Annotated in this window: 18 protein-coding genes and 1 tRNA gene; 7 read left to right on the forward strand and 12 right to left on the reverse strand. The window is 57.8% G+C overall.

Translation table 11 applies throughout. The annotated features are described in order from the left end of the window. Positions 1–157: 157 nt before the first annotated feature. The 4 genes from trpD to IQ241_RS02265 all read right to left on the reverse strand — a co-directional run bounded on the left by trpD (position 158) and on the right by IQ241_RS02265 (position 5,499). Complete coding sequence (gene trpD / locus IQ241_RS02250) at positions 158–1,228, reverse strand: anthranilate phosphoribosyltransferase (protein WP_193904778.1); 1,071 nt, start codon at positions 1,226–1,228, stop codon at positions 158–160. 66 nt (positions 1,229–1,294) lie between these two features. Next, complete coding sequence (locus tag IQ241_RS02255) at positions 1,295–3,124, reverse strand: ABC transporter ATP-binding protein (RefSeq protein ID WP_193904779.1); 1,830 nt, start codon at positions 3,122–3,124, stop codon at positions 1,295–1,297. 119 nt (positions 3,125–3,243) lie between these two features. Then, positions 3,244–3,894, reverse strand: coding sequence for an ATP phosphoribosyltransferase (gene hisG / locus IQ241_RS02260; RefSeq protein ID WP_193904780.1), 651 nt, complete (start codon positions 3,892–3,894; stop codon positions 3,244–3,246). A gap of 375 nt (positions 3,895–4,269) precedes the next feature. Beyond that, positions 4,270–5,499 (reverse strand): methionine gamma-lyase family protein, encoded by a 1,230-nt coding sequence (locus IQ241_RS02265; protein ID WP_193904781.1) that lies wholly within the window; start codon positions 5,497–5,499, stop codon positions 4,270–4,272. A 109-nt stretch (positions 5,500–5,608) separates the two neighbouring features. Here IQ241_RS02265 and IQ241_RS02270 point away from each other — a divergent pair, with 109 nt between their 5' ends. Next, entirely contained in the window at positions 5,609–6,424 is an 816-nt protein-coding gene (locus IQ241_RS02270) for an acyl-CoA desaturase (protein WP_193904782.1), read from the forward strand. Between the two features lie 16 nt (positions 6,425–6,440). Here the strand turns inward: IQ241_RS02270 and IQ241_RS02275 are convergent, their stop codons facing one another. The 5 genes from IQ241_RS02275 to psbZ all read right to left on the reverse strand — a co-directional run bounded on the left by IQ241_RS02275 (position 6,441) and on the right by psbZ (position 9,327). Beyond that, entirely contained in the window at positions 6,441–7,685 is a 1,245-nt protein-coding gene (locus IQ241_RS02275; RefSeq protein WP_193904783.1) for an aldehyde dehydrogenase family protein, read from the reverse strand. A gap of 4 nt (positions 7,686–7,689) precedes the next feature. Beyond that, positions 7,690–8,097, reverse strand: a complete 408-nt coding sequence (locus IQ241_RS02280) for a hypothetical protein (protein WP_193904784.1) — start codon at positions 8,095–8,097, stop codon at positions 7,690–7,692. A gap of 268 nt (positions 8,098–8,365) precedes the next feature. After that, a tRNA-Gly gene (locus tag IQ241_RS02285) sits at positions 8,366–8,437 on the reverse strand. Between the two features lie 84 nt (positions 8,438–8,521). Then, a complete protein-coding gene (gene ribH / locus IQ241_RS02290) occupies positions 8,522–9,103 on the reverse strand; it encodes a 6,7-dimethyl-8-ribityllumazine synthase (protein WP_193904785.1) in 582 nt (193 codons plus the stop codon). A gap of 35 nt (positions 9,104–9,138) precedes the next feature. Continuing rightward, positions 9,139–9,327 carry a photosystem II reaction center protein PsbZ gene (gene psbZ / locus IQ241_RS02295; protein WP_193904786.1) on the reverse strand — a complete coding sequence of 63 codons (189 nt, stop codon included), beginning with the start codon at positions 9,325–9,327 and terminating at the stop codon, positions 9,139–9,141. Positions 9,328–9,489: 162 nt separating this feature from the next. Between psbZ and IQ241_RS02300 the strand changes: the two genes are divergently transcribed. The 6 genes from IQ241_RS02300 (at position 9,490) to IQ241_RS02325 (ending at position 17,256) form a co-directional block, all read left to right on the forward strand. Continuing rightward, positions 9,490–12,288 carry a CBS domain-containing protein gene (locus IQ241_RS02300; RefSeq protein ID WP_193904787.1) on the forward strand — a complete coding sequence of 933 codons (2,799 nt, stop codon included), beginning with the start codon at positions 9,490–9,492 and terminating at the stop codon, positions 12,286–12,288. Positions 12,289–12,372: 84 nt separating this feature from the next. Next, a complete protein-coding gene (locus IQ241_RS02305) occupies positions 12,373–12,987 on the forward strand; it encodes a hypothetical protein (RefSeq protein WP_193904788.1) in 615 nt (204 codons plus the stop codon). Positions 12,988–13,129: 142 nt separating this feature from the next. Beyond that, positions 13,130–13,474, forward strand: a complete 345-nt coding sequence (locus IQ241_RS02310; RefSeq protein ID WP_193904789.1) for a DUF6825 family protein — start codon at positions 13,130–13,132, stop codon at positions 13,472–13,474. Between the two features lie 254 nt (positions 13,475–13,728). Further along, positions 13,729–15,450 carry an ABC1 kinase family protein gene (locus IQ241_RS02315; RefSeq protein ID WP_228021305.1) on the forward strand — a complete coding sequence of 574 codons (1,722 nt, stop codon included), beginning with the start codon at positions 13,729–13,731 and terminating at the stop codon, positions 15,448–15,450. A 30-nt stretch (positions 15,451–15,480) separates the two neighbouring features. Further along, entirely contained in the window at positions 15,481–16,263 is a 783-nt protein-coding gene (locus tag IQ241_RS02320) for a PP2C family protein-serine/threonine phosphatase (RefSeq protein ID WP_193904847.1), read from the forward strand. A gap of 123 nt (positions 16,264–16,386) precedes the next feature. After that, entirely contained in the window at positions 16,387–17,256 is an 870-nt protein-coding gene (locus IQ241_RS02325; RefSeq protein ID WP_193904790.1) for a universal stress protein, read from the forward strand. 24 nt (positions 17,257–17,280) lie between these two features. On the opposite strand, the gene IQ241_RS02330 is transcribed toward IQ241_RS02325, so the two are convergent. The 3 genes from IQ241_RS02330 to IQ241_RS02340 form a co-directional block, all read right to left on the reverse strand. After that, positions 17,281–18,819: a serine/threonine protein kinase gene (locus tag IQ241_RS02330; protein ID WP_322743545.1), complete on the reverse strand. Its 1,539-nt coding sequence runs from the start codon at positions 18,817–18,819 to the stop codon at positions 17,281–17,283. A gap of 24 nt (positions 18,820–18,843) precedes the next feature. Further along, complete coding sequence (locus IQ241_RS02335; RefSeq protein ID WP_193904792.1) at positions 18,844–19,296, reverse strand: hypothetical protein; 453 nt, start codon at positions 19,294–19,296, stop codon at positions 18,844–18,846. A 74-nt stretch (positions 19,297–19,370) separates the two neighbouring features. After that, positions 19,371–20,546: an anhydro-N-acetylmuramic acid kinase gene (locus tag IQ241_RS02340; protein WP_193904793.1), complete on the reverse strand. Its 1,176-nt coding sequence runs from the start codon at positions 20,544–20,546 to the stop codon at positions 19,371–19,373. Positions 20,547–20,557: the final 11 nt, after the last annotated feature.

Below are 20,557 nucleotides of genomic sequence, written 5' to 3' on the forward strand. Positions count from 1 at the left end.
ATAACCTCACCATAGGCTTTCCAATTAAGCTTTGGCGTCTATCCTGAGAAGTGACTCCTTGCTCGGCTCTGACGCTCCATGCCCTTATTGTTCAGGTTCAATGCCCAACTGTCTGAGCTGCTCTGCCAGCTGGTCAGCCCGTTCCTGTGTTTAAATTCTAGCGGCTGAGAAAAGCCACAAGTTCTTCCAGCTTTTCCCAGGCGGCTCCGCTTTGGAGGATTTCTCGGGCTCTAACAACACCGTTGGCACAGGTTTCAGTAAAAGAGGCTCCGCTGACGGCATCGCCGACCTTAAGAGCCAGCGCTGCGTTAACAGCGACTACATCCTGCTGTGCCTGCGTTCCTTTACCCTGTAAAACATCGCGCAGGATAGCTGCATTTTCTGCAAGTTCGCCGCCCCGCAAAGCGCTAACTGGAGCGGTTACCAAGTCATAATCGCGGGGGTCGATCACGCCTAAGCTGACCTGGCCGTTTTTCAGAATAGCCACGTCGGTTTCCTGTTCCAGACCCACCTCATCGAGCCGCTCTCGCCCGTGTAAGACCATGGCCTGCTCAATCCCGAGCTGATTCAGCGCCTGCGCCATCGGCATCAGCACGGTCGGGTCAAAAACGCCAATCACCTGGCCAGTCGGTCGCAGCGGGTTGACTAGCGGCCCCAGCAAGTTAAACACAGTGCGAATCTTGAGCGTTCCCCGTAGCGGCGCGACGGCCTTCATCGCCGGATGCCAGCCCCGGGCAAACAGAAAGGTGACGCCGACCTCCTTGAGGGCCGCTTTGGATTTTTCCGGTGAGGCGGTCAGGTTTACGCCTAGCGCTTCCAGTACGTCTGCCGAGCCGACTTTGCTAGAGGCAGAGCGGTTGCCATGTTTCGCGACCGGAATGCCTGCCGCTGCCGCGACAAAGGTGACGGCGGTTGAGATATTGAAAGTAGAAGCGCCATCGCCGCCGGTGCCGCAGGTATCAATCCGGGGACTAGGCAGCGTGGGATCAGTTTCCATCCCGCCTAGGGACTGGTCTTGGAGCACCTGGGCCATGCCCGCTAGCTCTTCAGCAGAGACGCCCTTGAACTGAATCGCCGTCAGTAGTGCGCCCGAGAGCACAGGGGGAATCGTCTCGGTTAGCCAGCCCTGCATCAGTCGCTCGGCCTGCGGCTGACTGAGGGACTGTCGGTCGATCAGCTGCTGGAGCAGCGCGGGCCAGTCGGCAGCGGTCTGAGTCGATGGGGTCACAGTTCAAGGACAGTAGGGTCTACTCCGCTAATATACCGGCTGAAGGTGAGCGATTAAACTCGCTGCTTACTGACCGAGCATCTGGAGCTGGTAGAGGCTGGCGTACAGACCGTTCTGTTCTAACAGCTGCTCGTGGCTGCCGGACTCCACCACCTGACCTTGCTTGAGCACTAGAATCCGATCGACGTTGCGAATGGTCGAAAGCCGGTGGGCGATGATAATCGCGGTACGATTTTCAAGCAGCTGGTCGAGGGCCTGCTGGATCATCGCTTCGGTACCGACATCTAGATTGGCCGTCGCTTCATCCAAGACCAAAATGCCGGGGTTGCGAATGGCAGCGCGGGCAAAGGCCAGCAGCTGCTTCTGACCGCCCGAGAGGTTCGTCCCCCGCTCTCGCAGCGGCGTATTGTAGCCCTGGGGCAGATCCTGAATAAATTTATCTACGTTGGTTTGCTCGGCAGCAGCCTGGATCTGGGCAAAGCTGTAGGGCTCACCCAGGGTGATGTTGCTTTTCACATCGCCGGAAAATAGAAAGCCATCTTGAAGAATGATTGCCATCCGCTGCCGTAGGTCGGTTTGGGTGATGTCGCGAATGTCTACGCCATCCAACAGGATTTGGCCCTTGCTGACCTCATAGAGGCGACAGAGCATTCTGATAATGGAGCTTTTACCCGCGCCGGTGGGGCCGACTAGGGCAACTTTTTCACCCGGACGAATGGTGAAGTTAAGGTCTTCGATCACATACTCATCTGGCTTGTAACCCAGCCAGACATGGTCAAAGCGAATTTCGCTTGGCACCACCACGTTACTCTGGCCGATCTTCTCCTGGGATAGGGCGACCGGATGTTCGGGGTCGCGAATTTCCACCGGTTCGGTCAGCAGATCGTTGATCCGCTCAACCGCAGTCAGCCCAGCCTGGATTGACGTGAACTTGTCGGCAAACTGGCGCAGTGGGTCAAACAGGCGCTGGGAATACAGAATAAATTCGGTCAGCTTGCCGATTTCCAGATTCTCGCCCATGACCAGGAAGCCGCCCAGGCCGAGGACGCCCGCGATCGCAACCAGCGCTACCCATTCCAGCGTCGCCGACACCGCCGAGTCGTTGAAAATAGTAATATCCACTTCTTTGATATAGCGCTCATTGATTTGGCGAAACAGCTCAGCGTTAAAGCGCTCCCGCCGAAACAGCTGTACCACGTCGATGCCGCTGATATTTTCCTGAAAATTTGAGTTGAGTGCCGATAGCTCTTCACGGGCGCGGTAGTTGGCCTTGCGGTACTGCTGCTGAAAATAAACAATCAGCCCCGTTACCGGGATCAGCAGCCCCAGCAGCAGCAGCGCCAGCCGCCAGTCTCGCCAAAACATGGCGACCATAAAGACCAAAATTAAAAAGATGTCGCTGATGATGCCGATGGCCCCAGTCGAGAAGACATCGCCCAGCGCGTTTACGTCACTGGTCAGTCGGGTAATCAGCCGACCGACCGGCGTCCGGTCAAAGAAGCGCATGGCCAGCGACGTGACATGGCCAAACAGATCGTTGCGAATCGAGGCGGTAATCTTTTGCCCCACCTTCTGCACCAGATAGCTCTGCGGCCCGTCGAGCGCCAGTCGCAGGCCAATGGTGATAAACAGCAGCACGATAATGACATTCAGCCCGCCCTGCAGGGTCATCTGTTCAAAAAAGTCCCAAGCCCTTTCCTGCGGGCGAATCAGGGAAATTGCCTGACCGATCAGCATTGGCTGGATCGCCTGAGATACCGAGAGCGGCACCAGCAAAATCAGCGGCAGAATCAGCTGCCGCCGGTTTTCTAAAATGTAGGGCACAATGCGCTGAAACAGCCGCCAGTCGTTCTTCAGGCTGCGCTGCCGCTCACGCGGGGTTAAAGAGGCCGTCATAGGGGTTCGATGCGATAAGCCTTTCCCACTGTAACGCGGCCATCAGCTCACCCCATTACCCCCAACGCCTACGGCGGCGCTGCGCGAACACCCTATCACTCCATTACCCCATTACCCCATCACCCCGTCACCGGCTCCCAACTCAACCCACGCAGCTTATCAATCAAGTCCCCCAGCCCATCGGCATCCAATCGATAGCTGAGCGGATGGGCAATCAGCCGAGCCGTGCTGGTGTAGAGCACCTCCAGCTCCATCAGGTGATTTTCCTTCAGCGTCCGCCCGGTGGAGACCAGATCGACAATCGCCTCCGACATGCCGGTAATTGGGCCGAGCTCCACCGAGCCGTAGAGCGGCACAATCTCAACCGGCAGGTCCAGACCCTGAAAATATTCGCGGGCGGAGTTGACAAACTTAGAGGCCACCCGGCAGTGAGGCGGCAGGTCGAGGGCAGAGCGATAGGCGCTCTGGGCCTGAACCGCCACCGACAGCCGACAGCCGCCAAAGCCCAGGTCGGCCAGCTGGGCCACCCGGGGGCGCTTTTCGCGCAGCACGTCATAGCCAACAATCCCCAGCTCAGCCTGACCATATTCGACATAGACCGGCACGTCCTGGGTGCGGACGAGCAGGCCGCTGGCGCGATTGCTGCGATCGCGAATTTGTAGCTGCCGGTTGCTGCTGTCTAAAAAATCGCTAAAGTCATAGCCCAGCTGTTGAAACTGGTGAATGCTCTGCTTAAGCAGTGAGCCTTTGGGAAAAGCGACCGTAATCATGCGATAGAAAATATTAACTTCTGTAAACTTGTGGCGAAAACCTTGAAATGATTCCAGATTGAATTAAGTTGTGTCCTGCTGAACAAACATCGGTTCCGAGTTTGTGCGTAAATTTAGCTAGAGGCACATGGCACATATTGAGACAAGTTTTGGGTGAGGAACTTACAAAATGCAAATTAGAGCGGGCGAGATTCTTCGGTCTACCGACGGGCAGTACTACCGAGTGCTAGAGGCAAACGAGCGGAGCATTTCCCTCATGCGGGTGAACGGACAGACCATTCCATTTTTGCTTGCCGTCCTGAGTATGTCGCTTCTACCTTCGCTGTCGCAACCCCCGAATCCGCTTCGCTGCGCGCTTCGATTTAGTTGAATCCCTCAGGCGGGGCCAAGCACTGCGATCGCGGCTTCTAGCGCGATCTCGACATGAGTCCAATGGGTTCCGCCCTGGCAGTAGGCGATGTAGGGCTCTCGCAGTGGACCGTCGGCTGACAGCTCTGAGGTACTGCCATCGATGAAGGTTCCCCCCGCCATCACTAAGGCGTCATCGTATCCGGGCATCCCGGCAGGAACCGGCTCGACATAGGACTCGACCGGAGAATGCTGCTGGACCGCTCGGCAAAACGCAATCAGCTTCTCGGCTGAGCCCAGCTGGATGGCTTGAATCACGTCTCGCCGGGGGGCGTTGGCGGGTGGATTGACCGGATAGCCTAGCCGCTCAAAGGCCGCTGCGATCAGGTAGTTACCCTTCAGGGCTTCTCCCACCATCTGCGGCGCTAGAAACAGCCCTTGCATCATCAGCCGGGTTTGATCCAGGGTCGCCCCGCCGTGGCTGCCGATGCCGGGGGCGGTCAGCCGACAGGCCGCCGCTTCGACCAGGTCAGCTCGTCCGGCCACATAGCCCCCCGTTGTCACAATCGTACCGCCGGGGTTTTTAATTAGCGAGCCTGCCATCAGGTCGGCGCCAACTGCCGTCGGCTCGCTGGTTTCGACAAATTCGCCATAGCAGTTGTCAACGAAGCAGACCGTATTGGGGTTTTGCTGCTTCACTGAATGTATAATTTTGTTAATATCAGCAATGCTGAGGCTCAGCCGCCAGCTGTAACCGCAGGAGCGCTGGATCAGCACCAGCCGAGTTCGCTCAGTGACCGCTGCTGCTATCCCTGGCCAATCCAGGCCGCCGGCCTGCGTCAGCGGCAGCTCCCTGTAGGTGATGCCAAACTCCTTCAGAGAACCTTGACCCTTCCCCCTTAGCCCGATTACCTCTTCCAGGGTGTCGTAGGGCGGTCCCGCGATCGCCAGCATTTCATCGCCCGGTCGCAAGACGCCAAACAGGGCACAGGCAATGGCGTGGGTGCCGGAGACGAACTGTACTCTCACCGCTGCGGCTTCGGCCTGCATCGCTGAGGCAAAGACCCGGTCGAGGGTCTGCCGCCCCAGATCGTCGTGACCGTAGCCTGAAACGCTTGCGAAGTGGTGGGCTCCCACCCGATGCTGGCGAAAGGCGGCTAGGACTCGTTCTAAATTCGCCTTGACCTGGAGGTCAATTTCATAAAAAATCTGAGAGGGTGTTTGCTCAGGCAGCCCTGACGGGTGTAGGCGGTCCATCCGTTCTCTATCCAAGGGTTGTTTACGCAAGGCGCCTCTGTGATTCAGCTTGGATAATGCAAACTACCCCCCAAAGTTTACTACGCCGAGAATTATTCGAGATTAATACATGACTCTTGCAAAACCCCTTGAACGTTCCTATGACTGGCCCGTCATTATTTTCATGGCCATTGTCCACGTGGGTGCCCTGCTGGCCCTACTGCCCAGCAATTTTAGCTGGGGTGCCGTTGGCGTTGCTGCGCTGCTCTATTGGGTGTCTGGCTGCTTAGGAATCACCCTGGGCTGGCATCGGCTGATTGCCCATCGCAGCTTTCAAACGCCTAAATGGCTAGAGTATTTCTTTCTATTTTGCGGTAGCTTGGCCTGCCAGAGTGGACCCATTGAATGGATTGGGCTGCATCGTCATCACCATGCTTACTCCGATCAGGAAGCCGATCACCACAATTCCGAACGAGGCTTTTGGTGGAGCCATATGGGCTGGATGTTTTACAAGGTTCCGGCCAAGTCTGAGATTCCTAAATTCACTCAGGATATCGGCAGTGACCCAGTCTATCGGTTCTTTGATCAGTATTTTCTAGCGGTGCAGTTTGCGCTTGCGGCTGTGCTCTATGCCCTGGGCGGCTGGCCGTTTGTGATTTGGGGGATTTTTGTGCGTCTGGTTGTGGTGTATCACATCACCTGGTTTGTCAACAGTGCGACGCATAAGTTTGGCTATCGCACCTTTGACTCGGACGATAAGTCTATGAACTGCTGGTGGGTGGCGCTGCTGGCCTTTGGCGAGGGCTGGCACAATAACCACCATGCCTTTCAGTATTCTGCCCGGCACGGCCTGCGCTGGTGGGAGGTTGATTTGACCTGGATGATTATTCGGACGCTGCAAACCTTTGGTCTGGCGAACAAGGTCAAGCTAGCCAAGACGCCCTAGCGGCACGGGTTGCCCATCAGCCGCCGTAAATTAGTCGCTGATGGGCAACTAGCGCCTCTAGGCCAATCAGTCCACCGCTGCGACCAACCACGTTGGTCATCCCCAGCCCGACGTCGTTGGCCCGTTCAGCATTGCGAAAAAAGCGGGGTGAAGCATTGACATAAGCCGAAGCGCTGCCAACTTTGCGGCTAAATTTTCTCGACTCGTCATAGTCTGTGGTGGCCAGGCAGTCGGCATGGCCGCTGCTATGGCGATTCATCCAGTCGATTGCCTGGTCTAGGTCATCAGCCCAGCGAAAGGCGACGGTGCGACTGAGGTAGGAGAGCGACCAGTCTTCCGGGTCGGCAAGGTGAATTGTGTGGCGCCCCTCAGCTATCTCGGCCTCAGCTCTAATCTCAAAGCCATCGGCCAGCAGCCGGTCCCACAGCCGTGGCAACCCTGCAGTGCGATGGGCAGGATGCACCAGGACTTTTTCAATGCCGTTAATCGCATCGGGGTTGCCCAAGTGGCTCTCGAAAATCATCTGGTAGACCTGGTCGAGTTTGCCTGAGGCTGACCAATAGAGATAGCAGTTGCCCATTCTAGAGGGCAGCACCGGTACTGTGGCCTGGCGCATGACCTGCTCAACCAGGCTGGGCCGACCGTAGGGAATCACCAGATCGATTTCGGGGCGTTGGACGATGACAAATCGCGAACTTCCCCCCTGAGCGGCAGGAACAGCATAGAGACAGTTGCTGGGGAGCTCGGCCGCCGCGATCGCGTCCTGCATAATGTCTAGAATCACCTGATTGGTCTGGCTCGCTTCGTTTCCGCCGCGCAGCACTAGGCCGTTGCCGGTTCTCAGGCAGAGCCCAGCCGCGATCGCTGCCAGGTCTGGAAAAGCCTCATAGACCAGGGCAACAACGCCTAGCGGTCGCAGCTGGCTAACCGTACTGACCGGCCGAGAAGTGGGTGAAACCGGCTCTACATCACCCAGCGCTGACAGGCGGTGCAAAATCTGGGCGGCGGTTTGCAGCCGCTCAGGCGTTAGCTTGAGCCAATCCACGACCAGGTCGGGGATAGCCATTTCTCGACTGACTTCCAGATCGAGCGTATTCGCTTCTAAGATGGCATCCTGATGTTCCTGTATTGCTTGACCCAGGTTGGCTAACGCCGCCGAGCGTGCCGCCGCTGACTGAGCGATTTGAGCTGCCGCCCGCCGCACCCGCCCCAGTGCCGCTGCTATCTCTACCGTTGAGCCAGTCGAGCCAGTTGTTACCATCGTGCTATCGCCGAGATGCCGACCAGAGCAAAATCACCACTCCCATCAAGAATAGGAAGGCAACGAGCAATCGAAAGGTGGCACTGGCGTTGACCGGCGATTTAGCCGTCGCCAGCAGAATCAGACAGAACGCCAGCAGCAGCACCGTGACGATAAGCACCAGCATGTAGCTCCGGCGAACGTCGCGGTCAAGCAGCCACTGATGGCCATTCCAACGCCAGGCGCGCTTGTAGGAATAGTGACTCGCGAGCTGCTCGATCACATAGTTCTGATCGCGAACGACAAAGATCTGCTGACAGCGATCGCAGCCAAACGCCTCCGTCAGCGCGATCGGCACAATTCGGCCCCGACGCCGGCAGGGGCAGGGATAGGCTTCGTTGAGATCGAGCTTCTGACTTTTTCTAGGACGCACTAGGTAAGGCCAAAGCAACAGTTCGACGGGCTCAGTCCAGGCGGGTTAATTCCGCTAGACTCACCTTAGCCAAAACTCATCTGCGAAAACAACTACCTTGGGCTACCATTTTCATTTTTTCGGAAAAATGCTGCCCACAAGCTTTTTCTGCCCGGCTGCGCTTTCCTGCTTGAAAAGGACCGGGAGCTCTACTCAGCACCCAGCCAAAAGCATGGGCTCCAAAAACATAGCCCAAAAAACATAGACAACTCAGCTTATGAAGCTTTGAAGCGGGTAACGCGATTCGAACGCGCGACATTCACCTTGGCAAGGTGACGCTCTACCACTGAGCTATACCCGCAGAATACTAATTTAGACTTTTCCTAGGATGACAAAAGACGGGACGTTTGTCAATCTTCCCTGCTTGAACTCTTGAACTCTTTGACTATTCCGGTCTGACTGGCTCTGTGCGAGCCGCTGCCGGCCTAGAAGCGGGTAGAGACTGCCGCACTCCCGACTCAGGCAGGCCGTTCCGGTCGGCGGCATAGTTGCCCCTAATTTGAGCCATCAGGCTGGCCATTTCGAGCGCGCTCATGGCATAGCTCCAGCCCAGGTTGCTCTTAATCCCGGCTCGTTCCAGCGCCTGCTGCATCGAGTCAGTGGTCAACACCCCAAAGATCACCGGCACACCCGTCTGCATCCCCACTGCGGCGATGCCCTTGGAAACCTCCGCCGCGACGTAATCAAAATGGGGAGTCTGGCCCCGAATCACGGCTCCCAGGCAAATAATCGCGTCATAGTGACCGGTTAGCGCCATCTGCCGAGCCACCATAGGAAGCTCAAAGCTGCCTGGAGCCCAGGCATAGTCAACCTGAGTCCCTTGGGGATCGACGTCAATGCCATGTCGCTTGAGGCAGTCTTGGGCTCCTTCCAAGAGCCGATTCGTCACGAGATCGTTAAATCGACCGATCACGAAGGCAAAGGTCAGCCCCTCTGTCTGCGTGAACGAACCTTCAAACACTGCCATAACGCTTTGCCAAATTGAGTTCAGGGAACTGAAGCTTAGACCACAAAGTAGTTTAAGCCGCCCACAACCGCAACTAGGACAAACCAGACAACCGAACCGAGCAATATCAGCCGCTTTGACTGGGCCCAGTTACTGGGCGAGGCATAGGCAACCGGAACGCCAATCACCATCAGAAAAGACCAGAGGACCAGCACAAACAAAGCCAGCTGAAACAGGATGGACATGGGTTTTAACTCTCAAGACAGCAGGGGAGCAGGTCGCAGGAAGCAAGGCCTGAATGGGAAATTCATCGCTGCTGCGCCTAATTAATACGCTATCAAAAATTCGGCGCCTTTAATGAAGGACTTTTGGTGAAGGACTAGGCTCAAATCATCTACGCTACAGACATGGACTTAGTGCTGTGTCATACAACAGCGGATTTTGACACGCTGGGAGCGGCGGTCGGGGTAGCGCGCCTGCGGCCAGGCAGTCGGATCGTCCTGACCGGTGGCTGTCATCCAGCGGTGAAGGAATTTCTGGCCCTGCGGCGGGATCAGTATCCGCTAATTGAGCGGCGAGCCGTTCGTCCAGAGCAGATTCGCTCGATCACCTTAGTTGATGCCCAGCGGCGCGATCGCGTTGGCCCTGCCGCCACCTGGCTCGACTACGCAATCGCCCAGGGGCTGCCGATTATCATCTATGACCACCACAGCGCTACCGATGTCAATACTGCCGATACCGATATTCCTGGAGCCGAGTGGCATCTAGCGCCAGTAGGGGCAACGGTGACGGTGGTGGTAGAGGCGCTACAGCAGCAGCAGCAGCAGCTCACGCCGCCGGAAGCGACGGTGATGGCTCTGGGCATCCATGTCGATACCGGCTCTCTCACCTTTGAACAGGCGACGGCGCGAGATGCGACAGCCCTCGCTTGGCTGATGACGCAGGGCGCGAGTCAGGCTGCGATCGCGGCGGCTAAGGAGCCAGGGCTTTCAAGCCGGCTTCAAACCCTCTTAGGAGAAGCGCTAGATCAAATCGAGACCGAAACGTTTCAGGGCTATCGGCTAGGATGGGTCAAATTAAAAACCACTGCCTTCGTGCCCGGGCTGTCGAGCCTGGCAGAGCGACTGATGTCGCTGCTGCCGATCGATGCGCTGCTGCTGGGAGCGACCTATTCGACCGGAAGGGGAGAGCCTAAGTACACGCTGATTGGGCGCTCGCGACAGCCACCTGGGCTGGGCCAGGGCATCGACTGGAGCCAGCTGTTAGAACCGCTCGGTGGTGGCGGCCATCCCCAGGCGGCGGCGGCGAGTGGAGAGGGTGCACTAGACCAGGCTCTGTTGGAACAGCTGTTAGCGCAGCTGAGAGCCCAGATTCCACCGCTACCTCAAGCGCGATCGCTGATGTCAGCGCCGGTTCGGACCATTCCGCCGGAAACCGAAATCGCCGTAGCACAGCGCCTGCTGCTGCGCTACGGCCACGCCGGGCTCTGCGTGGTTGATGCCGGTCGGCTGGTGGGAATTGTCTCTCGCCGGGATATTGAGCTGGCGCTGCACCACGGGTTGGGCCATGCCCCGGTTAAAGGCTACATGGCAACCGCGCTGAAGACGGTGGAACCTGATACGCCGCTGAGCACCTTGCAAGACCTGATGGTGACCCATGACATTGGCCGCCTGCCCGTGCTGGAGGCCGATCAGCTGGTCGGAATTGTCACCCGCACTGACCTGCTCCGGCAGGTTCATCAGACCCGCAGCCCTGACCCAGATCCGTCCCGGCCCGCCGCCGCAACTCCCCCCCCAGCGGCTCTCTACTCAAGGCTGATGGCTGGGCTGCCGCCAACCGTGCAGACTATTCTGGAACAAATTGCGGCAGCGGCCCAGCAGCATCAGTGGCAGCTCTACGTCGTCGGTGGAGCCGTCCGCGATCTGCTGCTGGCGGCTTCTGAGCAGCCAATTGCAATCCAGGATCTCGATTTGGTGGTCGATGGCGGTGCCGACCAAGGGGCGGGGGTCGAGCTGGCCCAATCGCTTGGACAGCGCTATCCCCAGGTGGAGCTGCAAATTCATGGCCAGTTTCAGACAGCGGCGCTAATCTGGCATGCTGGCGATCGCGCTGAGTCGGTCGCCGGTGCAGCCGAGCGGGTAATGATCGACATCGCCACTGCCCGGACAGAATTCTACCCCTACCCCGCGGCGAATCCTGAAGTGGAGTCGAGCTCGATTCGGCAGGACCTCTATCGGCGCGACTTTTCAATCAACGCGATGGCGATTCGGCTAACGTCGCCACAGCCGGGGGAGCTGCTGGATTTTTTTGGCGGCTGGGCTGACTTAGAATTTCGGCAAATTCGGGTGCTCCATGCCAATAGCCTGATTGAAGATCCAACGCGGATCTTTCGCGCGGTTCGATTTGCCGTTCGGCTAGGATTTGAGATCGAGGCCCAGACTGAGCAGTATATTCGTCACGCGGTCGAGAGCGGTATCTACCCCCGGTTGCAGACTCAGCCGGGGCGGGCTCCAGCGCTGCAAACCCGACTGAAGGCAGAGCTGCAACGGATTTTTTCGGCTGACTCTTGGCCGGTGGCGTTGGCCCGGCTCGACCAGCTTGGGGCGCTCCGCTGCATCCACAGTAGCCTCGATCTCCAGCCGTCACTGTGGCGTCAGCTGGGCCGGATGGATCGCTGGCAGGCGAGATTTGCCGCTGACTGGGACTCGACGCTGCCCCGCTGGCTGCGGCTGCTGGAGGTGCTACTGGCCGATTTGGCCCCTGAGCTGCGCGATTGCGTCGCGGCTACCCTGACGCTGCCGGATCGCAGTCAGGCCCGGCTGGCCCAGCTAGCGACAGCCGAGGCAGCCATGGTCCAGCCGCTGCCCGGGTCGGATTGGTCCAGTCTGAAGCCCAGTCAGATTTATCAGCGGCTCAGCCATTACGAACCCGACCTGCTGCTGCTGGTCGGCGTCCGCTATCCCCGCTCGGTAGGACCGGTGATCTGGCGCTACCTGGTGCAGCTGAGGCCGGTCAAGCCACCGTTGAATGGCGCCGACCTGAAGCAGATGGGCTATCGCCCCGGCCCCATTTTTCGCGAGATTTTAACCGCCCTGACGGCCGCTCAGCTAGACGGCGCGATCGCGTCGCCCGCTGCCGCTCAAGCCTATGTGCGGGAGCGTTTTCAGCGCGATAAGCGAAGCCATGCCGAAGGCTATCGCGACTGACGTATTGCTGAACAGGCTGTGCTACAGCTCAAAAAACGCTTAAATTTAGAATGTATTAAATTTAGTTCGCAGCAATCGCTGACTATGGCTTCTCCTACTGCTCCAAAGCCGCCGCCGTCTCCGGTTCAGCTCCAGGCCCAATCTCAGGCCCAGTCGGTCACCCCTTTGCATCTTGGGTTTGCTCTGGTGGGGACAGCCGCGATCGCGGCTCTGATCGGAATGGGTTTTGGCAGTGCCGTTCGCTTTAGTCTGGTCGATACGCCCAGCGCCCAGTTTCTAAATCCGCAGCAGACCTTTCCGCCCCTGCCGAACTGGCCTGCTAAAGCCGGCGTTGCTCCCTTCGATACGCCTTATTTCCCTGGCGCAGACCGTGGCCCGGTCTATGCTGACGAAGATTTCTACAGCGAACCACCGGAACGAGAGACCTTTGTGGATGAGGTTGAACCCTTCTCGGCCGATGCCTATCCCACCGCCGATGACCCCAGCGAGGCTGAGTTGGGATACTCAGAGTATCCCGAATACCCAGACGTTTTTGAGGAGAACAGCTCGGGGGAGCCAGCCTCACCCGACTATAGCTCAGAAGACTTTTTTCCAGCGGCCCCTGATCCTGACAAAGGACATCAGGCAAAGCCATCCAACCTTGGGCTTAAAGGGGTTTACCGGTCTGCAGCGGGCGAACGCAAGCTGGGTCAGCTGTAGCAGCCTACCTAACCTACTTCATTCTTTGAGAGAATTTTTAGCGTTTTTATCAAAACCCTTGGATAGATGTGGGGAGCTCACCGCGGGAACCGCTAAAAGGGCAGCTATAATTGCTGTTAGATGACGCGCGTTAAGTTTCCCTATGAGTAATTCAGTGCTGCACGCTTTTTTTATCGGCCGTGCTTTGGCGACGGCTGTGGGTGAGCAAGTTGAGCACCTGGTCAGCGATGGGCTCAGTCTGGTGGGTAAGTTTGACGCCGAGCAGCGAGAAAATTTACGTCAGTTTACCGAAGAGGTGATGGCGAGAGCCGAACGGGAAGAGGCAATCGCGATCGCGAATCAGCCCGCTGCCGCAGGCGACAGGCCGACGGCCTCCGGTAAGATGGCCATGGCCCCAACCGAAGATCTACAGGCGACAATCGATAATCTCAGAGCCGAAATTGCTCAGGTCCGAGCGACTTTACAGCAGTATCGCAGTCCGTCTTGAGGGCTCTAGTCGCTTTGCCTACTCGCTGACCCAACCAACCTTCCAGGCTATTTTTCGTAGACTGCGCCCGCTTTTACCCTGCTGCTATTCCAGGAATCTGAGTGTCTGCTGCTTCCAAAGAAAACGATACCTCCGCTGGTGTTGCCCTGTCGGCAGAGGGTCTACCCGCCGATGTGGGTGATCCTCTGCCGAACGACGGCCATCATGCCGCCGCATCGACGGCTGCCCCGCCTACCGTACCGCTGAGAATAGAGCTGCCTACCTCTAACTATTCAGCCGCCGCCCAGCCCAGCGCTAAATCCTATACCAACAGCGACTATCGCTGGAACCGCGGTAGCTATTCGCGGCCCCAGCGGTTTGCTGATATCTGGGCCTTTGTCCTTAAGCTGCTAGCGCAGCGATGGCTGTATAACAAAGCCTGGAGCTATAGCGGCGAGGTCACTACTGAGAAAAAAACCGCCCGCCGCCGCCGCCTAGCAGTTTGGATTCGGGAAACCTGTCTGAGCCTAGGGCCGACTTTTATCAAAGTCGGGCAGCTGTTTTCTACCCGGGCCGACCTGTTCCCAATTGAGTTTGTCGAAGAGCTGTCCAAGCTACAGGACCGAGTGCCTGCCTTCAGCTATCAGCAGGCTAAAACGATTGTCGAGGCAGAGCTTGGTCGGCCCGTTCAAGATCTCTATCGCACCTTTAACCCGATTCCCCTAGCCGCGGCTAGCCTGGGGCAGGTGCATCGAGCCCAGCTGCACTCGGGCGAAGAGGTCGTCGTCAAGGTGCAGCGGCCGGGACTGAAAAAGCTATTCACGATTGACCTTTCTATCCTTAAGGGAATCGCCCGATATTTTCAAAGCCATCCTGAATGGGGCCGCGGCCGGGACTGGATGGGCATTTATGAAGAATGCTGCCGGATTCTTTGGTTAGAAATCGACTTCCTGCATGAGGGCCGCAATGCCGACCACTTTCGCCGCAATTTTCGTCAGTTTGACTGGGTCAATGTGCCCCGAGTGTACTGGCGCTATGCGTCGCCCCGCGTCCTCACTCTGGAGTACATGCCCGGAATCAAGATTAGCCATTACGAAGCCCTCGAGGCGGCAGGTCTAGATCGCAAACGACTAGCAGATTTGGGCGCTCAGGCCTATCTGCGGCAGCTGCTCCACGACGGCTTTTTTCACGCCGATCCGCACCCCGGAAATATTGCCGTTAGTCCCGAGGGGTCGCTAATTTTTTACGACTTTGGCATGATGGGTCAGATTCCACCCGTGACGCGGGAGCGGCTGATGGATACCTTTGTGGGGATTGCGCAGCGAGATGCCGAGCTGGTGATGACCTCCCTGGTGGATCTGGGAGCGCTAGCCGAAATCGAGGACATGGGGCCGGTGCGCCGCTCGATTCAGTACATTCTCGATAATATGATGGACAAGCCCTTTGAGGAGCAGTCCGTCGCCGCCATCAGCGATGACCTTTACGCGGTGGCCTACGACCAGCCGTTTCGGTTTCCGGCGGCGTTTACGTTTGTGATGCGGGCGTTTTCGACTTTAGAAGGGGTGGGCAAGGGGCTCGACCCTGAGTTTAACTTTATGGAAGCGGCTAAACCCTTTGCAGAGGAGCTTATGACCAACGGAAATTCGTCTGACCCCAACGGCCTAATTGGGGAGCTGAGCCGTCAGGCCGCTCGGGTCGGGACAACTGCTTTGGGCCTGCCCCGGCGAATTGAGGATACGCTGGACCGACTCGACCGCGGCGATATTCGAGTTCGGGTGCGCTCAATCGAAACCGACCGCGTCCTGCGACGGGCAGCAAACGTCAGCCTAGCGACCAACTACACCATGCTGGTGGGCGCATTTACCCTATCGGCAACGCTGCTGCTGGTTTACGAATTCCTTTGGCTGGCGATCTCGGCGGCTGTCATCGCCGCTCTCTCAGGATTTATTCTCCTTCGGCTGCTGCTGCGGATTAGCCGCGACGAACGTCTGCCATAGAACAATTGATTCCCCTGTCTGTCTACTATGATTAAGCGTCTGTTCTCCGGCCTGAGCGACCCGGGACTTTTGCGCACCAGCAATCAAGATAGTCACTACGCTGACCCCGAAGGGCGCTTTTTTATTGTGGCTGACGGCATGGGCGGTCATGCGGGTGGGCAGGAAGCCAGCCGCCTAGCGACGATGGCTATTCGGTCTCACTTAGAGACCAGTTGGCACAGTCAGCTGGCGTCGGCAACGCTGCTGGAGCAGGCCTGTGCGGCTGCGAATACGGCAATTTTACAAGACCAGTATGAGCATCCCGAACGAGCCGATATGGGGACGACGACCGTTGTCCTGATCTTTCGGGATGCCGATATGCCTTGGTGTGCCCATGTCGGTGACTCGCGCCTGTACTGTTTACGGGGTAAGCAACTCCAGCAGGTCACCGAAGATCACACCTGGGTCGCTAGCGCCATACGCGCCGGTGAGATGTCTGCCAGCGAGTCCAAGCAGCATCCCTGGCGGCATGTCCTCTCTCAATGCCTGGGACGCGAAGACTTTACTCAGGCTGAAGTCCAGCGGGTTGCCGTGGGGGCGGGCGACCGCCTGTTGCTGTGCAGCGATGGGCTGACCGAGGAGCTGCCGGATCAGATCATCGGCGCTTACCTCGAGTCTGATCGGGGCTGTGAGGCCATCGCGGCGGGGCTGGTCAAGGGCGCTAAGCAACGCGGCGGGCGAGACAACATCACCGTCATCGTGATTGCCTTGACAGAAATGTTCGAATCTTCGTCAGTGCTGGAGTCGCAGTCAGGCTCGCCTAGTCGGCGCTAGCGGGATATAGCTGAGTATCCTAACCTGGCGATATCTACGCTGAGTCTCTACTACCGAAAAGATCTCCCACTGGCTTAAGAATGCTACTGTGAGCATATTGTCCGATATCAATTCCGCTGCCCTATGTTTAAGCGCGCCCTAATCTGCACGGATTTTTCAGACAGCCTTCAGCGCCTGGTCGATTTTGTCCCTGACTTGGCCAAGAGCGGCCTGGAACAGGTGGTTTTTTTCAACAGCGTGCCGCTGATGACCTCGCGTGAAATTCCCTGCGTAGATGAAGAGAAGGTGGCGGAGGCCCGGCAGAAACTGGGCGTTGCAAAATCATCGGCAAATATCAAAGTTGAGGTCGAAGTCGAATCGGGCCGAGCCGTTGATAATATTTTGAGGATTGCTAAAAAGTATGATTCAGAGGTCATTTTTTCGGGGATGCCTACCCGCTCGGTCCTGAATGAGAAACTGTTTGGTAGTACGACTAAGGGCATTGCCGAGCAGGCTGAGCGGCCAATCCTGATTTTGCGACCGCAGCTGATGTCGGCTTACCGCGTCGGTGAGCTCTCCCTCCGCTGTCAAAATCTGTTCAACTACCTGCTTATCCCCTACGACGGCAGCCAGAGCGCTAAAAATTTAGTGAAAATGCTCCAGCAGCAGGTCAAGGCCGACCCCCATCACACCCTCAAGACCTGTCTACTCTGCTGGGTAGTCGAAGGTGGCGGTCGCCGGGGCATCCCTACGGCTGACCGGGTGCAGCAGGCTGAAGCTGATTTGGCACAGGTTAAAGCAGAGCTGGAGAAACTGGACATCGAGGTCAAGACCGAGGTGCGTCAGGGCGACCCGCTGGAGGAGATTTTAGCCGCTGGCGAACAGCACGACATCAGCGCGATCGCGGTATGCTCCGGTAAAGGCGGCGGCCTGCTGAAATGGACCGTTCCTAGCTTCACCAGCGCCATTTTGCGGGCGAGCTGGCACCCGGTGATTCACCTATTGCGCTGTTAAATTCCTAGCGCGGCTATTGCGCTGTTAAAGACCCAACATCGCATCTATGCCTGGCTTTGAATCCGAATGCATGGATTCAAAGTTTAGCATCAGCTTGGGTTTAAGGCTTTGATTGAGTTCCCGCCGCAGCAGCTCTTTGCTACTGTTAGGGCAGCCGACCGAGGTCTGAGTGCGGGCGGTGGTGACCCAACTCTTGAGCAGGTTGCGCTGACTAGCCGCGACATTGAGCCGCTTGACAAATTCACAGTGATGGGGAGCTTCAGACGAAAAAACCAAGAGCTGATAGTAGCCCACATCCCCCAGCAGCCAGAGTAGACGCTGCGAAAATTCCAGCTTTAGGTCTAGATAGCACGGTAGCCAGCGCGGGCCGCTGGCACTGCTGTAGAGTGCCGTCAGCCAGAGCACCATGGGGTGGGGCGATTGGGTACACATAAAGTTGTTGTAGCGCGTACTCAGCACCCGCTGCTCAATTTCAGCCGGGGGAAGCATGACCCAGAGTGAGGGTAGCCGCTGTTCAGGGGGTTGCAAAATTTGGGGGAAAACAATCTGGGCGATGGGTTTATCGGCAGGCCAGTGCTGCTGCCGGCAGAATTGATTGGTGATAGAACCCGACTCAGTCGCGGGGACATTGAGCTTACGGACCAGCGGAGAGGAGGGAACGCTTAGCTGCCCGGCAGTCCCAATTCCGAACTGCTCTTCTAACGCCTGACACTGCTGCAATATTTGCAAAACAGACTGGGGCCGGTCAGCGGCTCGCTTCTCCAGGCAGCCCATGACCAGATCGGATAGCGGCCTGGGCACCTGAGGAACCTGTTCTATCAGGGGCCTAGGAAATTCCCGATGGTGAGCTTTGTACCAGCCGCCAAAGGTATTCGTTGAGGGCCGCAGGGGCAGGTTTCCCTCCAGCATTTGATACATCATCACGCCCAGACTGTAAATATCTGAGCGGGGGTCGAGCTCCTGCCCTTCCATCTGCTCTGGGGAGGAGTAGGCCAGGGTGCCCATGAAGCCGCCGGTGTGGTCGCCTTCGGTTTGGAGCAGTTTGGCAATGCCGAAGTCTAAAATTTTAACCAGTTCGCCCACCGTTGGGTCTTGAATCACCAGGATATTACTGGGTTTGATATCTCGATGGATAATCGGCACCATCTGCTTGTTCACCGCAATCCCAGCGTGGGCCGTTTGCAGCCCTAGCAGAATTTGTCGGGTTAGTCCTAAAAATCGGGGAACGGTTAGCGGCTGCTGCACCAGCTGACTCAGGCTTTGTCCCTTAAGGTACTCCATGACGTAAAAGGGAACCTCGTCGCTGCTGACGCCGTAGTCGGTGACGCGGACCACGTGGATACTCTTTTGTCCGAGCTGAGCGCAGGTCATCGCCTCGCGCAAAAAACGATCGCGCATCTTTTCGTCGAGCAGGGTTTGCGATAGAAACTTGACCGCAACCGGCACGCCGCCCAGCAGCAAATCGCTCGCCAAATAGACCCTTCCCATCGCGCCCTGGCCAATGGGCTCGGTGAGTTCGTATCGGTCCGACAGCTTATAGTCAAAATGAGAATTGACCATCATTGTGGCGAGGGATAGCGCTGCATGCTAGACGGGGTGATCATGTCGGGCTAGAACCGCCTCCATGGTACTGACAAGGTAATATCCCGCCATGACGCCACTCGATAGGTGATACTGGTCAGCCGTTAAGCGGTACAGCGTTTCAAAGCCGGTGCGCTGCTGCCGGTCACTCAGCACCCAGTAGCGCTGCACGATTGAGTCGGGTGCAATCCAGCCCTCACCTTCGACGGTGCCGAGCAGATTGTGCTGCATCATAAAGGTATACTGACGCTCTTGACTGGTCACCCGGCCCCGATGCTGTAAAACCTGGTCAGCTAGCTCGCTGCCCGGGAAGGTCAGCTTTGTCACCATGGTGAACCAATGGTCGCGGTTCCAGGCCACTAAAATTTTGCCTTTCACCGGCGCTGGGGCGACCTCTCGGGCCAGCCAGTTGCCCTGGAGCGTCCAGCGACCAGGCTCGATCAAAAAACTATGGGCCACGGGGGTGTGAGAATAGAGGACTTTAGTAGAGTACCCAGTTCGGCCAGGGGGATCGAGCCCGGTTCTAACTGGCCCTAAACCCGCGCGATCTGTCCCAGCAGGGTGAGATCACGAGCCCCGGTGACGCTCGGCAGATTGCCCGGCACCTGATGCCACCGCCAGTAGCCCAAAACCGCAAAGGCGATCGCTTCTTTGAAGCTAGAACTTATCCCGGCCTGGTCGGTCGTTAAAACTGTGGCAGGGCGGAGGCGCTGTTGGAGGCGCTGCATCAGATAGGCATTTTGGCTACCGCCGCCGCCAATCAGCACCTCTTGCGGAAACTGGGGTAAAAACTGGCGATAGCTGAGCTCAATTGAAACGGCGGTAAGCTCGGTCAGGGTAGCCAGAAAATCGGCTGGGCTTAGCTCCTGCGCCTGCGCCTGGGCCCAACACTGACGCCCATAGCTCGCCCCAAACAGCTCTCGCCCCGTCGATTTAGGCGGCAGCTGTGAATAGAAAGGATGCGCTAACCAGGCTTCCACCAGGGACTGACTGAACACACCCTGTGCTGCCCAAGCGCCGTCCCGATCGTAGGTGAGCTGTCCGGCTGAGAGATGCTCTACCGCCCAGTCGAGTAAGGCATTGCCCGGCCCCGTATCCCAGCCTTTGACGCCCTGGGGTGCTGCGGCTCTATCTGACTCTGCCCAGGCGGGCAGGTAGGTGACGTTGCCAATGCCGCCGATATTTTGCATTGCCCGGTCATATTCAGGATGGCTGAGCAGGCAGGCATCGACCGGCGGTACCAGCGGTGCGCCCTGACCGCCCAGAGCTAGGTCGGCAATGCGAAAATTGCTGACGGTGGGGCAGCCGGTCAGCTGTGCGATCAGCTCACCGCGACCAAGCTGGAGGCTGTAGCCTAAGCCCTCAGCGCCAGATTGGGAATCGGTCTGGGGACCGGCCTGAGGCGGGCGGTGGAAAACCGTTTGACCGTGGGAACCGATCAGCGTCACGGTCGCCAGATCGGCATTTAGCGCCATTGCCGCCTGGGCAAACTGGGTGGCCACGGCGTCATCTAGAGTCGCTAGCTCAGCCATGGTCAGCGGCTGGTCGGCACAGACGGCGAGCAGCCGCGATCGCAGCCCCGCCGGGTAGGGGTAGGTCGTAGCCTTAAGCAGCTCCACAGCAATCTGATAGCCGGCGCCGCTAATTTCGACCAGCGCGGCGTCGATGCCGTCTACGGAGGTGCCGCTGATTAGGCCAATTGCTTTCATAGGGTAATACC

The organism is Vasconcelosia minhoensis LEGE 07310, assembly GCF_015207255.1.
Lineage (GTDB): Bacteria > Cyanobacteriota > Cyanobacteriia > Phormidesmidales > Phormidesmidaceae > Vasconcelosia > Vasconcelosia minhoensis.

Bases quoted from the DNA above. Each gene is read 5' to 3' on its own strand.
- IQ241_RS02255 (WP_193904779.1), bottom strand. From the start codon at position 3,124: ATGACGGCCTCTTTAACCCCGCGTGAGCGGCAGCGCAGCCTGAAGAAC.
- hisG (WP_193904780.1), bottom strand. From the start codon at position 3,894: ATGATTACGGTCGCTTTTCCCAAAGGCTCACTGCTTAAGCAGAGCATT.
- IQ241_RS02265 (WP_193904781.1), bottom strand. From the start codon at position 5,499: ATGGACCGCCTACACCCGTCAGGGCTGCCTGAGCAAACACCCTCTCAG.
- IQ241_RS02270 (WP_193904782.1), top strand. From the start codon at position 5,609: ATGACTCTTGCAAAACCCCTTGAACGTTCCTATGACTGGCCCGTCATT.
- IQ241_RS02275 (WP_193904783.1), bottom strand. From the start codon at position 7,685: ATGGTAACAACTGGCTCGACTGGCTCAACGGTAGAGATAGCAGCGGCA.
- ribH (WP_193904785.1), bottom strand. From the start codon at position 9,103: ATGGCAGTGTTTGAAGGTTCGTTCACGCAGACAGAGGGGCTGACCTTT.
- psbZ (WP_193904786.1), bottom strand. From the start codon at position 9,327: ATGTCCATCCTGTTTCAGCTGGCTTTGTTTGTGCTGGTCCTCTGGTCT.
- IQ241_RS02300 (WP_193904787.1), top strand. From the start codon at position 9,490: ATGGACTTAGTGCTGTGTCATACAACAGCGGATTTTGACACGCTGGGA.
- IQ241_RS02305 (WP_193904788.1), top strand. From the start codon at position 12,373: ATGGCTTCTCCTACTGCTCCAAAGCCGCCGCCGTCTCCGGTTCAGCTC.
- IQ241_RS02310 (WP_193904789.1), top strand. From the start codon at position 13,130: ATGAGTAATTCAGTGCTGCACGCTTTTTTTATCGGCCGTGCTTTGGCG.
- IQ241_RS02325 (WP_193904790.1), top strand. From the start codon at position 16,387: ATGTTTAAGCGCGCCCTAATCTGCACGGATTTTTCAGACAGCCTTCAG.
- IQ241_RS02330 (WP_322743545.1), bottom strand. From the start codon at position 18,819: ATGATGGTCAATTCTCATTTTGACTATAAGCTGTCGGACCGATACGAA.
- IQ241_RS02340 (WP_193904793.1), bottom strand. From the start codon at position 20,546: ATGAAAGCAATTGGCCTAATCAGCGGCACCTCCGTAGACGGCATCGAC.